Origin of the sequence: Paraburkholderia fungorum, from assembly GCF_902833645.1 — a bacterium.
In the GTDB taxonomy this organism is placed as follows: Bacteria; Pseudomonadota; Gammaproteobacteria; order Burkholderiales; family Burkholderiaceae; genus Paraburkholderia; species Paraburkholderia fungorum.
On sequence record NZ_CADFGE010000003.1, the window covers coordinates 75307 to 91485 of the forward strand.

Annotated in this window: 14 protein-coding genes; 2 read left to right on the forward strand and 12 right to left on the reverse strand. The window is 64.6% G+C overall.

The window, feature by feature from the left end:
• Positions 1 to 3 precede the first annotated feature (3 nt).
• The 11 genes from HWX91_RS11485 to HWX91_RS11535 form a co-directional block, all read right to left on the reverse strand.
• Complete coding sequence (locus HWX91_RS11485) at positions 4 to 801, reverse strand: CoA-transferase subunit beta (RefSeq protein ID WP_028193875.1); 798 nt, start codon at positions 799 to 801, stop codon at positions 4 to 6.
• 10 nt (positions 802 to 811) lie between these two features.
• Positions 812 to 1696, reverse strand: coding sequence for a CoA transferase subunit A (locus tag HWX91_RS11490; protein ID WP_028193876.1), 885 nt, complete (start codon positions 1694 to 1696; stop codon positions 812 to 814).
• Positions 1697 to 1789: 93 nt separating this feature from the next.
• Positions 1790 to 2686 (reverse strand): VOC family protein, encoded by an 897-nt coding sequence (locus tag HWX91_RS11495; protein WP_028193877.1) that lies wholly within the window; start codon positions 2684 to 2686, stop codon positions 1790 to 1792.
• 76 nt (positions 2687 to 2762) lie between these two features.
• Positions 2763 to 4439, reverse strand: a complete 1677-nt coding sequence (locus HWX91_RS11500) for a FadD3 family acyl-CoA ligase (RefSeq protein ID WP_081832883.1) — start codon at positions 4437 to 4439, stop codon at positions 2763 to 2765.
• Positions 4440 to 4553: 114 nt separating this feature from the next.
• Positions 4554 to 5684 (reverse strand): ferredoxin--NADP reductase, encoded by a 1131-nt coding sequence (locus tag HWX91_RS11505; protein ID WP_028193878.1) that lies wholly within the window; start codon positions 5682 to 5684, stop codon positions 4554 to 4556.
• An 11-nt stretch (positions 5685 to 5695) separates the two neighbouring features.
• Positions 5696 to 6460, reverse strand: a complete 765-nt coding sequence (locus HWX91_RS11510; RefSeq protein WP_028193879.1) for a glucose 1-dehydrogenase — start codon at positions 6458 to 6460, stop codon at positions 5696 to 5698.
• A 20-nt stretch (positions 6461 to 6480) separates the two neighbouring features.
• On the reverse strand, positions 6481 to 8178 hold the full coding sequence (locus HWX91_RS11515; RefSeq protein ID WP_042273557.1) for an FAD-binding protein: 1698 nt from the start codon (positions 8176 to 8178) through the stop codon (positions 6481 to 6483).
• A 16-nt stretch (positions 8179 to 8194) separates the two neighbouring features.
• A complete protein-coding gene (locus HWX91_RS11520; RefSeq protein ID WP_028193880.1) occupies positions 8195 to 8722 on the reverse strand; it encodes a flavin reductase family protein in 528 nt (175 codons plus the stop codon).
• A complete protein-coding gene (locus tag HWX91_RS11525) occupies positions 8719 to 10488 on the reverse strand; it encodes an FAD-dependent oxidoreductase (RefSeq protein ID WP_028193881.1) in 1770 nt (589 codons plus the stop codon). The genes HWX91_RS11520 and HWX91_RS11525 overlap by 4 nt, the downstream gene beginning before the upstream one ends.
• Before the next feature lie 11 nt (positions 10489 to 10499).
• Positions 10500 to 11693: an acyl-CoA dehydrogenase family protein gene (locus HWX91_RS11530; protein WP_028193882.1), complete on the reverse strand. Its 1194-nt coding sequence runs from the start codon at positions 11691 to 11693 to the stop codon at positions 10500 to 10502.
• A 133-nt stretch (positions 11694 to 11826) separates the two neighbouring features.
• Positions 11827 to 12981: an LLM class flavin-dependent oxidoreductase gene (locus tag HWX91_RS11535; protein WP_028193883.1), complete on the reverse strand. Its 1155-nt coding sequence runs from the start codon at positions 12979 to 12981 to the stop codon at positions 11827 to 11829.
• 341 nt (positions 12982 to 13322) lie between these two features.
• On the opposite strand from HWX91_RS11535, the gene HWX91_RS11540 reads away from it, so the two are divergent.
• Positions 13323 to 13673 carry a VOC family protein gene (locus tag HWX91_RS11540; RefSeq protein WP_028193884.1) on the forward strand — a complete coding sequence of 117 codons (351 nt, stop codon included), beginning with the start codon at positions 13323 to 13325 and terminating at the stop codon, positions 13671 to 13673.
• Between the two features lie 58 nt (positions 13674 to 13731).
• Here HWX91_RS11540 and HWX91_RS11545 read toward each other — a convergent pair whose 3' ends face one another.
• A complete protein-coding gene (locus HWX91_RS11545; RefSeq protein ID WP_028193885.1) occupies positions 13732 to 14913 on the reverse strand; it encodes a helix-turn-helix transcriptional regulator in 1182 nt (393 codons plus the stop codon).
• A 284-nt stretch (positions 14914 to 15197) separates the two neighbouring features.
• On the opposite strand from HWX91_RS11545, the gene HWX91_RS11550 reads away from it, so the two are divergent.
• Complete coding sequence (locus tag HWX91_RS11550; RefSeq protein WP_028193886.1) at positions 15198 to 16169, forward strand: alpha/beta hydrolase; 972 nt, start codon at positions 15198 to 15200, stop codon at positions 16167 to 16169.
• Positions 16170 to 16179: the final 10 nt, after the last annotated feature.

Below are 16179 nucleotides of genomic sequence, written 5' to 3' on the forward strand. Positions count from 1 at the left end.
CCCTCACACGCGACGCGGCGCGGGGTTGTTGCGCACGACGCCGGCCCGCAGGTTGTGCGGATCGAGCGCGCGCACGATGCGCAGGTCGTCGGCGCCAGGCGGCGGCGTCATCTGCATCTCGGGATGCGCACGCAGTTCGAAACCGGTCGCGTCCTGCACTTCGTCGAAACTCACGCCAGGATGCAGCGAGCGCACCTGCGCCGCATGATCCGCACCGCCGAAATCCATCACGCACAGATCGGTGATGACACTGCGCAGGTCGGTGAACGCGCGCATGCCGGGGATTTCTCGCGCCGGGTTGTAGCCCACGCTGCACACCATGTCGACTTCACCGGCCACGAACGTGCGCTTGCCGTGGCCGGAGACAAAAAACGAGTTCGCGTGATTGATGCTGTTGCCGGGAAAACCGCGTGCGCCGAGCAATTGCGTTTTCGGGCGGGCATAGTCGTCACCAAGCCAGGAAATGTTGGCCTGGCCGAAGCGATCGATCTGAGTGGGCATCACCAGCGCGTGACGTTTGCCATGCCACACACAATCGAATACGCGCTCATAGGTCATCAGACCGGACGCCTGCACGCGGTAGCCCGCTTCTCGCGGTCCCAGCGGCACGGGGCTCTCCACGAGATAGGCTTCACCATCGGTAAGCATCAAACCCGCGTTATAGGCGAGGCGTGCGAGACCGGCGGCCAGACGCGGCCCCGTACCGATGCCGGTTGCCAGCACCTCGCCGTCATCGCGCCAGACTCGCGCCGCAGCAACGATCATCAGTTCGGCCAGGGAATAATCGAGAGAGTCGCTCATTTGCGCTCCATTACAGAATCGGCAACGGCAACGCCGCTACATGGGACCGGCCACCCGCGCGTTGCAGATAGCCCGGTTCGTCGGCGCCTACTACGTCGCTCAGGTAGGCCGCGGTTTGCTGCGGATCTTCCGCGCTCGCGCAATACGCCTTCAGATGCGGTAAATCCCAGCCGTAAGCCGGCGCACACGAGGTGGGATGCGCGCCGCACGGTGCGTGCACCACGCCGCTCACGAGCGATCGCTCGAAGGTGTTGCGGCGCGCGAGATCGAGGTCCTCGCTCGCGAGCGAATCGACCAGCGTTTCGCTGCTGACGAAGCACTTCTTCGCCGCGCGGGCGAACCATGCGTCGAAGAACGGATCGGGACCGTCGATGCGCGTGTTACCCATCCTGTCCGCGGCATTGACATGCAGCAAGGCCGCGTCGAGCTCGAGCGCCGGCATTGCCAGCAGCGTTTCATCGCCATACGGTGATTGCACGGTGCGCAGATGCGGTGCGTGTTTCAACAGGTCGGTGCCGAGGCCAACGCGGGTCGGCAAAAATGGCAGACGTGCCGCCGCCGCGCGCAGGCCGAGTTGCAGCAAGCCTTCGTCGAGTTCCCAGACGTCGAGCGCGCCCTGTTCCCGCGCCCGGCGAAAATGCGGTTCGAGCGGAATCACATCCAGCGAGACGAAACCGAACACCAGCTTGCGGACTTTGCCTGCCGCGCACAGCAGCCCGACGTCGGGGCCGCCATACGCAACCACGGTGAGGTCCTTCAGATTCGAGCGGACAATCTCGCGCACGAGGGCCATCGGCTTGCGGCGCGGGCCCCAGCCGCCGATGCCGATCGTCATGCCGTCGGCGAGTTGCGCGACGGCTTCGCGTGCGCTGAGTGCTTTGTCGAGTGGTTTCATGCGTTATTCCTGCGGGTTTGCTGCGTGTTTTCCACGGGGTCGCCGCGGGTTTGCTACGAGGTCGACCAGATCACCCTGATCGCTCATTACGGCCTAGCGGAATCCAACGCTGAAATCGTGGCCCCACAGGCTCACGCGGGTCGCCTCGTAGACGTTGTGCTGCGTCCAGTCGACCGTCAGCCCGCCGTAGCCATATTCCATATCGAAGCCACTCGGGGTTTTCATGTAGAACGAAACCATGTGGTCGTTGCAATGACGACCGAGCGTGGCGGAGAGCTTCACGTTATGCGCGGCGACGCGGTCGAGTGCGCGGCCGACCTCGTCCATCGAGTCGACTTCAGCCATCACATGGATGCAGCCGGACGGCACGGCGAGATCCATGATCGCGAGGCTGTGATGCCGCGCGTTTCTGCAATGCAGGAAGTGGATGCGCTTTTCGGGTTCGGCGGGGTCGTCGGTAAAGCGCACGCGGAAGATGTCGGACAGCTCGAAGCCGAGTACGTCGCGCAGGAATGTGTCGGTCCCATCGAATTGCGGAGCGGGCAGCACGGCATGGCCGAGGCCCATCGCGCCGGTGACGAAACCGGGCACGCCGAGCGGCGAAACGAAGCGGCGGAAATCGGCACGCACGCCCCAGAAAAACTCATGCCGGTTGCCGGACGGATCGGTGCACCACACCATCGCCTGCACGCGGCGCAGCGCGGCTTCCTGCGCGCTGGCGCGGATCGGCTCCACGCCGGCGAGCTCCAGGCTGCGAATGGCGTCGTCGAACGCGGCCACATCGGCCAGTTCCCAACCCGACGCGAAGTAGCGATCGGCTTCGCCGGGTACGATCAGGTAGCGGAAATCGCGCTCGTCCATCTTCACGTACAGCGCGCCATCCGTTGCGTCCTGCGCCTGCATGCCCAGCACGTTTTCCGCATAGCCGCGCCATGTGTCGACCTCCGCCGACTGCACGACGACGTAGCCTAAAGCCCGTACATCGATCATCTCCGACTCCTCCAGAAACTGTTGTTGTCAGGCTTATTCTGGCGCTCCGGAGGGAGGCCAACATCGTCTGTTGGGACTAGCTTGCAGCGGTGTTTTGCGCGGTTTTCCGGTGGTTTTCGAGGTCGCTTCCAGCGTCGCTTTGGACCTCGCTTCCGACGTCACTTCGGACGTCACTTCGGACGGTCTCGCGCAAGCGGTACTTGAGCACCTTGCCGGCCGCGCTGACAGGCAACTGTTCGACCAGCGTGACATGCCGCGGCACCTTGTAGTTCGCCATGTTCTTGCGGGCCCAGTCGGTCAATTCTTCCGGGCTCGCGTGCTCGTCTGAACGCAGCACCACATAGGCATGCCCTACCTCGCCGAGCCGCTCGTCGGGAACGCCGACCAGCGCGACCTGCGCCACCGCCGGATGCGCGCAGAAGAGCCGCTCGATCTCCGCCGGATAGCAGTTGAAGCCGCCAACGATGAACATGTCCTTGATCCGGTCCGTGATGCGCAGATAGCCGCGTGCGTCGAGCGTGCCGAGGTCGCCGGTGTGCAGCCAGCCGTCGCTGTCGATCGTGTCGAAGGTGGTGTCCTGCTCGCCGAAATAGCCTTGCATCACGTTGTAGCCGCGAATCAGCACTTCCCCTGTTTCGCCGCTGGCAAGCGCCGCACCGCTGCTGTCGGCGATCCGGATCTCCACGCCGGGCATCGCGCGTCCCGACGTATTGGCAACCGTCTGCGCGTCGTCGCCGCCGCGGCATAGCGCGGCAAACCCGCATGACTCCGTGAGGCCATAGCCCGTCAGTACGGTTTCGAAGCCCAGTTGCGCACGCATCCTTTCGATCAGGCTCGGCGCAATCGCGGCCGCGCCAGTCACCGCGACCCGCAATGACGACAGATCGCGTGTGGCCAGGTCCGGCATGTCGAGCAATGCGTGATACAGCGTCGGCGGCCCCGGCAACACCGACACGCGCTCCCGGACAATGCGTTCGAGCACGCGCTCCGGGTTGAACACCAGATGCGGCAATACAGTCGCGCCGCTCGCGAACGCCGCGAGCCAGCCGGCCTTGTAGCCAAATGCATGAAAGAACGGATTGACGATCAGATAGCGGTCGCTTTCGCGCAGCGTCGCGATCTGCGCCCAATCGTGAACCGCTCGCAAGTTCTGGCCGTGCGTGGTCATCACACCCTTGGGACGCCCCGTCGTGCCGGACGTGAACATGATGTCCATCAGCGTGTCGGGACGCACGTCCGCCTCGCGGGTACGGAACAGGTCCAGCGCGGTGCCGGCCGCGCGCAGCAGGAATGCGTCCCAGGTCTCGTCGCCGGCGCTGCCCGCTTCCGCTACCGGGCCGTCGAACACCACGATCCGTTCAAGCGACGCGGGACGGTGCGGGGCCAGCATGGCCGGATACGAATCGCCGAGGAAGGTGCCACAGCAGAACAGCAGCCGCGCGCCGCTGTCCTCGAGAATCGCCGCGGCTTCGAGACCCTTCATGCGGGTATTGATCGGCACCAGCGCGGCGCCGGCGCTATGAATCGCGAGCGCCGCCACGATCCATTCGGCGATATTCGGCGCCCAGATCGCGACACGCTCGCCCGGCTGGATGCCGCAGCTCATCAACGCGCGCGCCGCTTCGATTCGCGCGGCGTCCAGTTGCGCATAGCTCAGGCTGCCCTGAACGGTTTCGATCGCGGTGCGCGTGCCGTAGCGCGCGGCGCCGCGCGCGATCAGCGCGGGCGTCGTCAGGATGTGGTTGAGCGTCATCAGTGTCTCCGAGAAACCTCGGCCTTCAGGTAGGGGGAGAATGTCAGGATGAATTCGATGGATGCGGTTCGAAGCGCGCGCAACAGACAGGAGTCGCACGTGCGAACCGCAAACCTAGTCGGGGAAAACCACGCGCAGCGTCGCGCTGGCAGGCATCGCACTACAGGCGAGTGTCCAGCCGTCGGTCAGATCGGCCGCATCGAGCACGTGGTTGGCGTTCAGGTTCACGCTGCCGCTCTCGACCCGGCACATGCAGGCGCCGCATAAGCCGCTGCGGCACGAATTCGGCGCCGGCACGTCGGCGCGCAGCATGGCGTCGAGCAGGGTTTCACCGGCTTCGCAGGTGAACGTGAAGGTGTCGCCGTCGAGCACGGTCTCAATGGCGGCGTTGGCGATGCAAGCAGGCCTGGAAGCCGGTTGGGCTGAATCGGAGGCTAAGGGCAGCTCGCGCGGTTGGGGCGCGGCGGATGCGGTACGTGCCTCGGGCAAGCCGGTCGTTCCGGATCCTTCGGACACCCCAGGCTCACGCGGCAGATCCGGCAGCGAAGCAAACCGCTCCACATGGACCTTCGCTCGTGGCAAGCCCAGCGCAAGCATGGCTGCCAGCGCGCTCTCCATGAACAGCGCCGGTCCGCAGATAAAGCATTCCTGCGTGCTCCACGGCCGCGCGAGTTCTTCCAGATGACGCTGCTGCGGAATGCCCTGCACGCTGTCGAGCCAGTGAATCACCCGCAACCGTCCCGCGTGCCGCTGCCCTAGTTGCCGCAGTTCTTCGCTGAAAATCACCGACTGCGCGTCCCGATTCGCGTAGATCAGGGTCAGCATGCCGCGCCCGTTCACCAGCGCGGACTTGACGATCGACAGCACCGGCGTGATGCCGCTGCCCCCCGCGAACAGCAGCAGGTCGCCGTCGAGCGAGCGCGGCGTGAACACGCCCGCGGGCGCCATCACGTCGAGCTCGTCGCCGGGCTGAATGCTGTCGCACATCCAGTTCGACACCCGTCCATCGCGCACCCGCTTGACGGTAATCTTCGGCGCGCGGTCGATGCCCGGCGCACTCGAGAGCGAATAACAGCGCTGCACGACAGCATCCGCGCACGGCACCTTGAGCGTGAGAAATTGCCCCGGGCGATAGCTGAAGGCATCGTGCAGCGCCTGTGGCAGATCGAACACGAAAGAGCGCGCGTCGGCGCTCTCCGCGATCACGTCCGCCACTTTGAGCCGGTGAAAACGCGAATCGGCCATGACGTGCGAACTCAGGCAATGCCCATGATCATCTGCGCATTGTCGACCCGATACTCGCTGCCGTTGATAAAGCGAGATTCATCGGACGCAAGGAACAGCACCAGATTCGCGATGTCTTCCGGCAGACACATACGGCCGTGCGGATCGACCGATTGCGTGAGCGCATCGCGGGTTTCTTCAGCCGCACCGAAGAACGGCGCGGTCATCGGCGTGAGAATGCCGTCCGGGTGAATCGTGTTGCAGCGGACCTTGTAGCCCTGCTGCTTGCAGTGCGCCGCGATCGCACGCGTCATCGCCGTCACCGCGCCCTTGCTGGCCGAATAGGCGCAGAACATGCCGAGTCCACCCAACGCCGCCACCGACGACATGTTGACGATCGAACCGCCCTTCTCCTTCATCGCCTTGACCGCCGCGCGGCAACCGAGAAAATAGCCTTCGGCATTGATGCGCAGCACACGCTGCCATTGTTCGAGCGTGGTGTCTTCAATGCTGCCGAGCAACAGCACCGCAGCGTTGTTGACCAGCACATCCGGTGTGCCGAAGGTCGTTTGCGCCGCGCCGAACACATCGTTCCAGCCGGTTTCCGACGAGATGTCGTGGCGCACGAACAGTGCGGCGTCGCCGATCTGCGCAGCCACTTCGCGGCCGGCTTCCTCGTTGACGTCGGTAAGCACGACACGCGCGCCTTCCCGGGCGAACAGCAACGCGTCCTGTTTGCCGACGCCGCTCGCAGCGCCCGTCACGACGGCGATCTTGCCTTTGAGTCTGTCTCCCATCTTCGTTCTCTCTTTCAGTGTCAGTCAGTTTCAGTCAGGAAATGGGCGGCGTTCGCGAGAACCACGCCCGCTGCGGCCCGGCCCGCCTGGCGGCCGGACCAGATACAGTCCGCGAGCGAAAGGCCGCTCACGTAGTGATTCGAAGCGAGACCGCACGCGGCGCGGCCGGCGGCGAACAAACCTTCGATCGGCGTGCCCTGCGCCGACAGCACCGCGTTGCTCGTCTCGTCGACTCGCAGGCCGCCCAGCGTGATCGACGGGCACGGGAAAACGCGGCTGTCCGATGAAATGTCGATCGCGTAGTAAGGTCCGTGCAGGAGCGGCTGCAACATCGCGGCGGATTTGCCGAACGCACGGTCGACGCCGTTCAGTGCGCCCAGGTTGTACGCATCGACGGTTCGCTTGAGCACCGCCGGATCGCAACCGATGCGTGCGGCCAGACCGGCCAGCGACCACGCGCGCTTGCGGCCCGCCAGCATCAACAGCATCGCGGGCACGCTCTGGAACGCCCACAGCTTGCCGCGCAAGCATTCCTTGAGCGCCTGCTTGACAAGCCGCGCATCGAGAATCAGCCACGCGTGCCCGTCGCGCGTTTCGCACATGGCGTGACCGAGCGCCGCGCCATAGACTTCCTCGTTGCAAAAACGCTCGCCGCGGCGATCCACGACGCAGCCTTGTGCCCATGCATAAGGCGGGTTAATGAAGCGCCATGCGGACACACGTTCGAGCCGCTCGGCCACCCCACCGGCGGACAAGCCGAGCCGGATGCCCGAACCGTCACAGCCTGTGGTGCCCAAACGCCAGTTCGGCAAGCAACGCGGCGCGTAGTGCGCCACCATCGACCGGTTGAAGATGAAGCCACCGGTGCTCAGCACCACGGCATCGGCCTTGATCGTGAAGAGCCGGCCCGCGCGCTGCTCGACGCGATGCAGCGCGGCGCGCAAGCGGTCGGCCCACGCGGGCATGCCGTTATGCAGACGCTCGGCCCAGCGCGCGAGCCGTCGATGGGCGCGCTGCGCACGGCCTGGCGCCACCTGCCAGACCTGCGCGCCGATCACCCGCCCGCCGCGGTCGGTAACCAGCCTGCGCACGCTGGCATGGCACATCGTGTCGACGAAAGGCTGCGCTTGCACGGCGCGCCGCAGCGTGTCGTACAGCACGCGCCCCGACATGCCATCGCCGACTACCCGGTGCCCACGCGGCGCCGGCGGATGTTCGCGCACGGCGTCACCCACCGCTTCGTTGCCCGAGTAGTACAGGTAGTAGCGGTTCTGCGGGTACGAGGTCTTGCGCGGCGGCACCGACGCGGCAAAGCGCACACCGAAGCGCTCGAGCCAGCGCAGCATATCGACGCTGCCCGCGCAAAAACGCCTGAGCGTCACCGCGGATACCGCGTCGCCCACTTCCTGCCGCAAGTACGCGAACATCGCTTCGGGTGTGTCGCTGTAGCCCGCTTCGGATTGATAGCGCGTGCCACCGCCCGCGTAGACCACACCACCGCTTTTCGCGCTCGCGCCGCCACCCTCGAAACGCTCGACGATCCGCACTTTCGCGCCGGCCGCCGCCGCTTCCAGCGCCGCGCAGGCGCCCGCCGCACCGAAGCCCGCCACCAGCACGTCGCAGACATCGTCCCAACGCACAGCGGCGGGATCGTCGACGACCAGGGGTGCTTCGACCGGCGTGGCCGATTCCGGCTGGGCAAACGAAGGGCTTTGCATCACGCGGCGGATCCGATCAGACCGCTGCACAACGCGCGGGCGCGGGCGCAGCAGCAGTGGTATAGACGCCGTCCACATACACCAGCGGATCCACCTCGCCGCTGATCAGCACCTGCTCGACCCGCCCGATAAAAATCGCATGCGTGCCGTAATCGAAGCGGCCGTCCTGCATGCAGAGCAGACTCGCCTGCGCGTCGTGCAGATAGGGCACGCCCTGCTGGGAGTTTTGCCAGTTGCCGGTCGTGAAGCGCTCTTCGCCCTTGAGGCGTCCGCTGCAATCGATCGCAATGTGCTGATGCTGCGCCGAGAGCACGTTCACGCAAAACGCCGCGCCCTTGTCGAGTGGCGGAAAAATCGACGACGTGCGGTTAATGCAGATCAGCAGCGAAGGCGGCTCGGTCGATAGCGAATCGACCGCGGTGGCCGACATCGAATAGCGCCGTTCGCCATCGCTGCAACTGATCACAGCGACTGAGCGCGCGAGGCGGCGCATCGCCAGCAGCATGTCGGCGCGCAACGGGTGTGAGGAAGTGAGTTCGGTCATGGCGTGACTCCGCGAAGTTCTTTGCTGGCAGCGCGTGCTGGTTCTGAGGGGCTGCTGTCGCGATCATCGCCGCCGTCGGCGAGATGATTCGCGGCGATGTAGCCGAAGGTCATGGCAGGTCCGAGCGTGGAGCCCGCGCCGGGGTAGCTCGCGCCCATCATCGACGCACTCGTATTGCCGATTGCATAGAGTCCGGCAATCGGCGTGCCGTCGGCGTGCAGCACACGAGCTTTGGCGTCGGTAAGGAGGCCGCCCTTGGTGCCGATGTCGCCCGCGTCGATACGCACGGCGTAGAACGGTCCGGTTTCAATCGGCGCGAGGCACGGATTCGGCTCGACGCCCGGGTCGCCATAGTAGGTGTCGAAGGCGTTACCGCCCTTGGCGAATTCTTCGTCGATACCGGTCGCGGCGTAGCGATTCATCTTCGCCACGGTGTCGCGCAAGCCTTGCGCATCGACGCCAATCCCTGCGGCCAGCGCATCGAGCGAATCGGCCTTGTGGAGCAGCGAACGGAACGCCGCCGGGATACGGTTATCCGGCATCATCGCGCCGGGCATGATCGGTCCGCACGGATATTTACGGCGGAATTGCGCGTCGAACACCATCCACGCGGGCACGCACGCTCCGGTTTGCGCATGGTCGCGATACATCGCCGGGACGAACTCCGAATACGGCGCGGCTTCGTTGACGAAACGCTTGCCGAGCCCGTTGACCACCACGCAACCCGGCAGATTGCGTTCGACGAACAGCGCGCGCTGCTTTTCCTCATGATCCACGTGAACTGTCGGCGCGCCCCACACGTGTTCCATCAACGCAATCTGCGCACCCAGTTTCAGACCGGCTGCAATCGCGTCGCCGGTGTTGTTCGGCGGCGTCGCGCTCCACTGTGCCTGCGTGGGATGTGGCAGATAGCGTTCGCGCATCGCCTGATTGCGCTCGAAACCGCCGGCCGCGAGAATCACGCCGCGTTTTGCAAGCACACGCACAGTCTGCCCGTCACGCTCCACCACGACGCCCGTGACGCGGCCCTCTGCCTCGAGCAGTTCGGTCATCGGCGCGTTGAGCCACAACGGAATGTCGCGATCGAGCAAGGCGCGGCGCAGGCCACCTGCCAGCGCGTTGCCGAGCGTCAGGCGCCGGTCGCGCCGCGAGCGGCTGCGCGCGCGCAGATCGAACCAGTAACGGCCGAACTGCTTTACCGCCAGGCCGATATAGCCCGGCGCTTTCGACAGCAGGACGTGCGCCTCTTTCGACGTCACCGCCACGCGTCCGCCGATCAGCGTCCCCGGTGAAGGCAGCCGCAGGCGCGCGAATTCTTCGCCGAGCGACGCGCCGTCCACCGGCAAGGGATCGAGCGCGCGGTACCCCGGCATCGATCCAGGCAGGCCCTGAAAGTAGTCCGCGTACTTCGGCAACGACTCATAGCGCACCGGCGTATGCGCTTCGACATAGCGCAGCATCTCGGGCGCCGTGTCGAGATAGGCGTCGATCCGCTCGCTCGCGGTCGCGCCCTGCGTGCAGGCGTCGAGGTAGGTTCGTGCAGCCTCGCGCGTATCCGTGACACCCATCCCGGCGATATGGTGGTTGCACGGAATCCAGATACCACCGCCCGACACCGCCGAAGTCCCGCCGTACACGTCGCTCTTTTCGAGCACCACCACGGACAGGCCACGATCGGCCGCGCGGCAGGCGGCCAGCATGCCGCCCGCGCCGGAGCCGACCACCACCACGTCGAACACGTAGTTCTGCGTTTGCTGTTGGCTCATGGCGCCATCCATCAGATGAAGAAATCCGTGTTAGGACGCCCGAGCATCACCGCGCCGAGATTCTGGCCGAAACGATCGAGGTTGTTCGCGTAGTGCGCGCGTGCCGCATGCAGATCGAGAAAGCGCCGCACCAGCGGATTGCGGTTATAGATGCCGTTACCGCCCGCGTAACGCAGCAGCGCGTTGGCAGCCTGCGCGCAGCGCTCGGCCACCTGTGCGGATTGATAACGGAAATGCACGCGCCGCTCGATCGAAACCGCCGCGCCGCCATTGACCGCCGCGAGCAGCTCGGCGAAGTTGCGCATCAGCAGCACTTTCATTTCGTCGATAGCGACGGCTGCATTGGCGCAGGCGGTTTGCGCGCCGGTGTCGTCGGTGGTTTTCGCGCCGCTGTTGGCGCTCACACGTGTCGCCGCGTAAGACGTGAAGTCGTCCAGCGCGCCTTGCAATGCGCCGATGCACGCAGTGCACACGGCGCGCACGAAAATTTGCGCAAACGGCAACTGGAACAGCGGTGCGTCGTTCACTGCAAGACCGGGGCTCGTGCCCATCATGCCGTCGATCGCCTTGTGGGTGCGATAGTCCGGCACGAACGCATCGTTCACCACGATGTCGTGGCTGCCGGTTGCACGCAAGCCCAGCACGTCCCAATCGTGTTCGATCGTGTAATCGCTTTTCGGCAGCAGGAAAGTGCGGTATTCCGGCGGCTCACCCTCTTTCGCCGGCGGCACCAGCGCGCCGAGAAAGACCCACTCGCACAGTTCGCTGCCACTCGAAAACTTCCAGTGCCCGGACAGCCGGAAGCCGCCCTCAACCGGCGTCACACGCCCCACCGGCATATAGGTCGATGCGATCAGCGTGGCGGGGTCCTTACCCCACACGTCCTGCTGCGCGCGTTCGTCGAACAGCGCCAGTTGCCAGTTGTGCACGCCGATCACGCCGTACACCCACGCGGTCGACATGCAGCCGCGCGCCACCGCCATCTGAATCTCGAAGAAGGTCTGCGGATCGAGTTCGTAACCGCCATAACGCTTCGGCTGAAGCACCTTGAAAAAACCGGCGGCCTGAAAATCGGCCAGCGTTTCGGCGGGAATCCGGCCATTCGCCTCGGCCTGCGCGGCACGCCCGGCAAGCACCGGTGCGAGCGCTTCGGCGCGGGCGATCAGTTCGGTTGCAAGGGCGTTCGAATCGTTGTCGCGATGCACGGCTGTCTCCATGATGGCGCGCAAGATGGATATCGCGCCTGTTTTGTTGGGTTCATCTTCGAGCGCCGGCTGCGGCGTCGCATCGTCTGAAGAGACTAGCGACGCCCGTCTCGCCCGTTGTTACGCGGCAACGTCAGGCGGCAACCTGCGCTTTCTGCTTCCCGCTCTTCAGGCGATTGAAGTACGGAATCACGTGTTCGCCGATATTGCGGATCGTTTCGAGTTGCGCTTCCTGAGACACCGTGCCCATCTGGCAGAGGAACAGCACTTCATCCACACCCGCTTCCATCAGACGGCCCACATAGCCGATGCAATCGTCGACCGTGCCGTACGCGTGATTCGGGTTCATCATCGACAGCGCCGGATCGCTGAAATCGACCACCACCTCTTCCGAGGCGAAACGCGAACGGATCACCATCTCGCCGGTGTTGCCCTTCACGAGGTCGTCGCCCCAGCTATCCGGGTTCGGACGCTCGCCGCCGGTGTACCAGTACGCCAGCGACTCCATGAAATAGCGCTGACCGCGAATGCCGATCTTGCGAGCCTGCTGGCCGTCGCTCAGCACGACGGTCGGGCACAGTGCGGCCAGATGCTGCGTCGGACGGAAACCGACCTGGTCCTCGGCCTTGCGGGTCGCCCAGGCTTCGCGATACAGCGCGTTTTTCTTCGCGACTTCATCGGGACCGCCGAAACCGAGCACCAGCGCACCAAGGCCACGCTGACCGGCGCGCAGCAGGCCGTCGTTGTTGGTGCATGCCATGTACATGGGCGGATGCGGGTCCTGAAACGGCTTCGGATGAATCGGCCGCTTAGGAATCTTGATGTATTTACCGTCGTGCTCGATCTCGTCCTGCACGAACATCTTCGGCACCAGGTACATCGATTCGTCGATCATCGGTTGCAGCTCGGCGAGGTCGTAGCCGAACGCGCCCGCTTCCTGCTGGCTGCCGCCTTTGCCGACACCGAAATGCACGCGGCCGCCCGACAGAATGTCGAGCATGGCCACGCGCTCGGCCACCTTGATCGGATGATTCATCGCGGGCGGCAGGCAGATCACGCCGTGGCCAAGGCCGATACGGGTCGTGCGGCCAGCCAGATAAGCGAGAAAGGTTTCCGGTGCGCTCATATGCGCGTAATTCGTCAGCGACGTGTGTTCGACGCACCAGACAGTATCGAAACCCATCTGTTCGGCGAGCAACGCCTGCTCGACGGTCTCCTTGAATACCCGGTGATCGCCTTCCCGCGAAGCGTCCGTGGTCTGGGCTTCGTAAATCAGAGAAAACTTCATTGCGTGCGTCTCCATGAATTTTGGACTGTGCTGAAACGGGCGGTCCGCTCCCGACCCACCGATTCCTACGATGATCGTGACGGTCCACGGAATGAAGTTTCAGTTCGCGCGTGCGGCGCGGCATCGTCTATTTGGATTAACGGTGTGTGCTTTACCGTAGAAGCTTTGATCGAAGGGGTGTTTGCCACGTTTTTGCCACGTGTTTGCCATATTCCCGGCCGCAAGTTTGGCGATGCTTTTTCATAACCGGGCTAGTCCGATTGGACCTCGTACGGCGTGCATCCGTGACGCTACGATCGGGCCGCTATACAACGCTGCTCAACTGATGGGAGTGCAATGCAATGAAGGCTTCGATGATGCTGTACCCGGTCGAGACGATCGATGCGGCGCTGCCGCTCTTTGTCGACGGGCTAGGTTTGACGGTGAAGTTTCGTGACGGCGAGCGCTATTGCGCGCTCGACGGTGGCGCGCTGAGCGTCGCGCTGGTGGCAGGCGAGGAACGGATCGTCGAACGCGCGGCGCTGGTGTTTCGCGTGGACGAAACCGACGACCTGTACGCAGCGATGGCGCGGGTGGTCGCGGCGGGTGCGTCAGTGCGCGTGCCGGTGCAGCAAGGGCCGCACGAATGGCGTGCGGTGCTGGAGGATAAGAACGGCGCGTTACTGGTGTTGTCGCAGAAGCGCGCGGTTTAAGGCCGTGGAGCGTGTGCCACGCCTGACAAAGGCGCGGCACACGTCGTCTCAGCCGGCTTCAACCAAGCGGCACCACACTGCCCAGCAGAATGCGTACGAGCGTGGCCTGACGCGTGACGCCCGTCTTCGAAAAGATGGCCCGCAGATGGGCCCGCGCGGTGTTCTTGCTGATACTCAATTCGTCGGCGGCCTCTTCCAGCGTCAACCCATTGGTCAGGAGCAACGCAAGCGAGGTCTCCGCCGGCGTGAGGTCGAACAGCTTGCGTACGATCTCCTGCGAGCCCTGCGATTTGCGATCGGGATCGCGCAGAAACAGCACCGTTGCCGGGCGGCGCTTGTTGTCCTCGGACCAGTCCGAGAGTGGAATCGTGCGTACCAGCACGCCGAGTTTCGGCTTGTCGCAACCACGCGTGATAGGCATGGCTTCGACAATCGGCGCGGCGGTGCCGAAGTGCCCCATCAGCGCATGACGCACGAGACGTTGCAGATTGCGGTTCTCCTGCGCATCGGTCGCTTCGACGTTGCCATGCACGATACGCAAGCCGTTGCTCTGCGCGAGAATCTCGTCGGCCACGCTATTGGTGCGCATGATCGCACCGCTCTCGTCGAGCGTCACCGTGCCCACCAGCATCCGGTCGATCGCGCTCGCATACAGCGTACGCTCCGACTCCACGATATCGAGCCGCGAATGCAATTCGACCGCGCGTCGCAAATGCGGCAGCAGCAACGCGCAAAACGCCTTGTCGCGCGCGGAAAAATGCTTCGAAGCGTGGCTGCGGCACACGCGAAACCGGCATTCCACGCCGGACTCCGTACGCAGATCGGCGCCCATGATGTAGCGGATATCGGCCGGCTTCAGAAACTGTTTGTAGAGTTCGCTGGTGAGCCAGCCCGTGTCGCCGAATACTTCGTCGACAGTGACCACGCGATCCGCCGGCAAACCGACGAACGGATCGAGCGAATAGTAGTAGTTGTTGTATGACGCTTCACCCGGCACACCCGAGCCCATTTCGGAAGCATGCACCATCAGGCCGCGCCGCTCGCTGGAGGGCGAACGCAGAATCAGGGTGGCATAGCTCGCGCCCAGCGAGGTGCGGATCAACTCGAGCGCGCCGGCCCACGGTGTGCTTTCCAGCGCCCCCTGATAAATGCGCGCGGTCAGTTCGCTGAACTGCGCAACGCTCACCTCGGCCAGTTCACTCATGGCCTGGCCCTCTTCAGGGGCCCATTTTGTCTCCATCAACACTCTCCGTCCTCCATGCGACTTTGCAGCGCGACGCCAAGCTTAAGGGCCGATCTGCTTGCTGGCATCGGGGGAAGTACTTAGCTGACGAAAGTTTCGCTGAGCGTGCGAACGAACTCTCGTCCAATCGGACGATGCCCCCTTGAAGCCGCCGCGTTTCAATGCATTCAGGGTTGCGGCGTGCGCGCCGAATGCCCTGATTTGCAGCGCGATTCGGGTTCGGCGCAGCCGTATCGCCTATACCCGGTATAGCCGCTTTCATCACATTCTCAGGAGACCCGATGGCGCTCGATCCTCAGGCGCAGGCCGTGCGCGCCGCTCTCGCCGGCATGCCCCCACTCGATTTCGCGCAACTCACCGTGCCCGCATACCGTGCGATGCTCGCCGCGGGCGGCGGTTTTGCACCGGGAGACTCCGTCGCGGCAGAAGAAGATCTGACGATTCCGACCGCCAACGGCCCGATTGCCGCGCGCCTCTACCGGCCTGCGCTGGAAAGCGCCGATGAGGGTGGCAACAGCGGCAACAGCAATACCCTGCTGCCCCTTACCGTCTTCTTTCACGGCGGTGGCTTCGTTTCCTGCGGGCTCGATACCCACGCAAACATTTGCCGTTGCCTCGCGCAGCGCGCGCGAACGGTCGTGCTATCGGTCGATTACCGGCTTGCGCCCGAAGCACGCTTTCCGGCCGCCGCGCTCGACGCGTGCGATGCCGTGCGCTGGGCGGCGGCCAATTCACGTGATCTGCGCGTGCGACCCGGCGCGCTTGCCGTGGCGGGCGACAGCGCCGGCGGCAATCTGGCGGCAGTCGTCGCGCAACAGTTGCGTCATAGCGCGGTGAATATCGCGCATCAGGTGCTGTTCTATCCCGTGGTGGATTGCGCCACCGAGCATCCGTCATACGAATCGATGGGCGACGGGTATCTGCTGACGGCGGACATGATGCGCTGGTTTAAAAACGAATATTTCGCACCGGACGCCGATCGCGCCGATCCGCTCGCGAGTCCGCTCGCCGCCGCCGATCTCCCGGGTATAGCCGGCGCCACCATCATCAGTGCCGAGTACGACCCATTGCGCGACGAGGCCGAGCACTATGCAGCGCGTCTCGCGCAAGCGGGCGTGCTTACGACCCATCTGCGCTGGCCGGGACAGATGCACGGCTTCGCCAGTCTGCTCGGTGCGCTCGACGCGGCCGACCAGGCACTCACGCTCGCAGCGCGCGCCTTGCGTCATGCGCTGCACGTCCAGAACACCTGACTCCGTTCAC

Excerpts from the sequence above, each read along its gene's own strand:
- HWX91_RS11535 (WP_028193883.1), bottom strand. The coding sequence starts at position 12,981 with ATGAAGTTTTCTCTGATTTACGAAGCCCAGACCACGGACGCTTCGCGG.
- HWX91_RS11520 (WP_028193880.1), bottom strand. The coding sequence starts at position 8,722 with ATGACCGAACTCACTTCCTCACACCCGTTGCGCGCCGACATGCTGCTG.
- HWX91_RS11500 (WP_081832883.1), bottom strand. The coding sequence starts at position 4,439 with ATGACGCTCAACCACATCCTGACGACGCCCGCGCTGATCGCGCGCGGC.
- HWX91_RS11545 (WP_028193885.1), bottom strand. The coding sequence starts at position 14,913 with ATGGAGACAAAATGGGCCCCTGAAGAGGGCCAGGCCATGAGTGAACTG.
- HWX91_RS11495 (WP_028193877.1), bottom strand. The coding sequence starts at position 2,686 with ATGATCGATGTACGGGCTTTAGGCTACGTCGTCGTGCAGTCGGCGGAG.
- HWX91_RS11540 (WP_028193884.1), top strand. The coding sequence starts at position 13,323 with ATGAAGGCTTCGATGATGCTGTACCCGGTCGAGACGATCGATGCGGCG.
- HWX91_RS11525 (WP_028193881.1), bottom strand. The coding sequence starts at position 10,488 with ATGAGCCAACAGCAAACGCAGAACTACGTGTTCGACGTGGTGGTGGTC.
- HWX91_RS11510 (WP_028193879.1), bottom strand. The coding sequence starts at position 6,460 with ATGGGAGACAGACTCAAAGGCAAGATCGCCGTCGTGACGGGCGCTGCG.
- HWX91_RS11505 (WP_028193878.1), bottom strand. The coding sequence starts at position 5,684 with ATGGCCGATTCGCGTTTTCACCGGCTCAAAGTGGCGGACGTGATCGCG.
- HWX91_RS11490 (WP_028193876.1), bottom strand. The coding sequence starts at position 1,696 with ATGAAACCACTCGACAAAGCACTCAGCGCACGCGAAGCCGTCGCGCAA.
- HWX91_RS11515 (WP_042273557.1), bottom strand. The coding sequence starts at position 8,178 with ATGCAAAGCCCTTCGTTTGCCCAGCCGGAATCGGCCACGCCGGTCGAA.
- HWX91_RS11550 (WP_028193886.1), top strand. The coding sequence starts at position 15,198 with ATGGCGCTCGATCCTCAGGCGCAGGCCGTGCGCGCCGCTCTCGCCGGC.
- HWX91_RS11485 (WP_028193875.1), bottom strand. The coding sequence starts at position 801 with ATGAGCGACTCTCTCGATTATTCCCTGGCCGAACTGATGATCGTTGCT.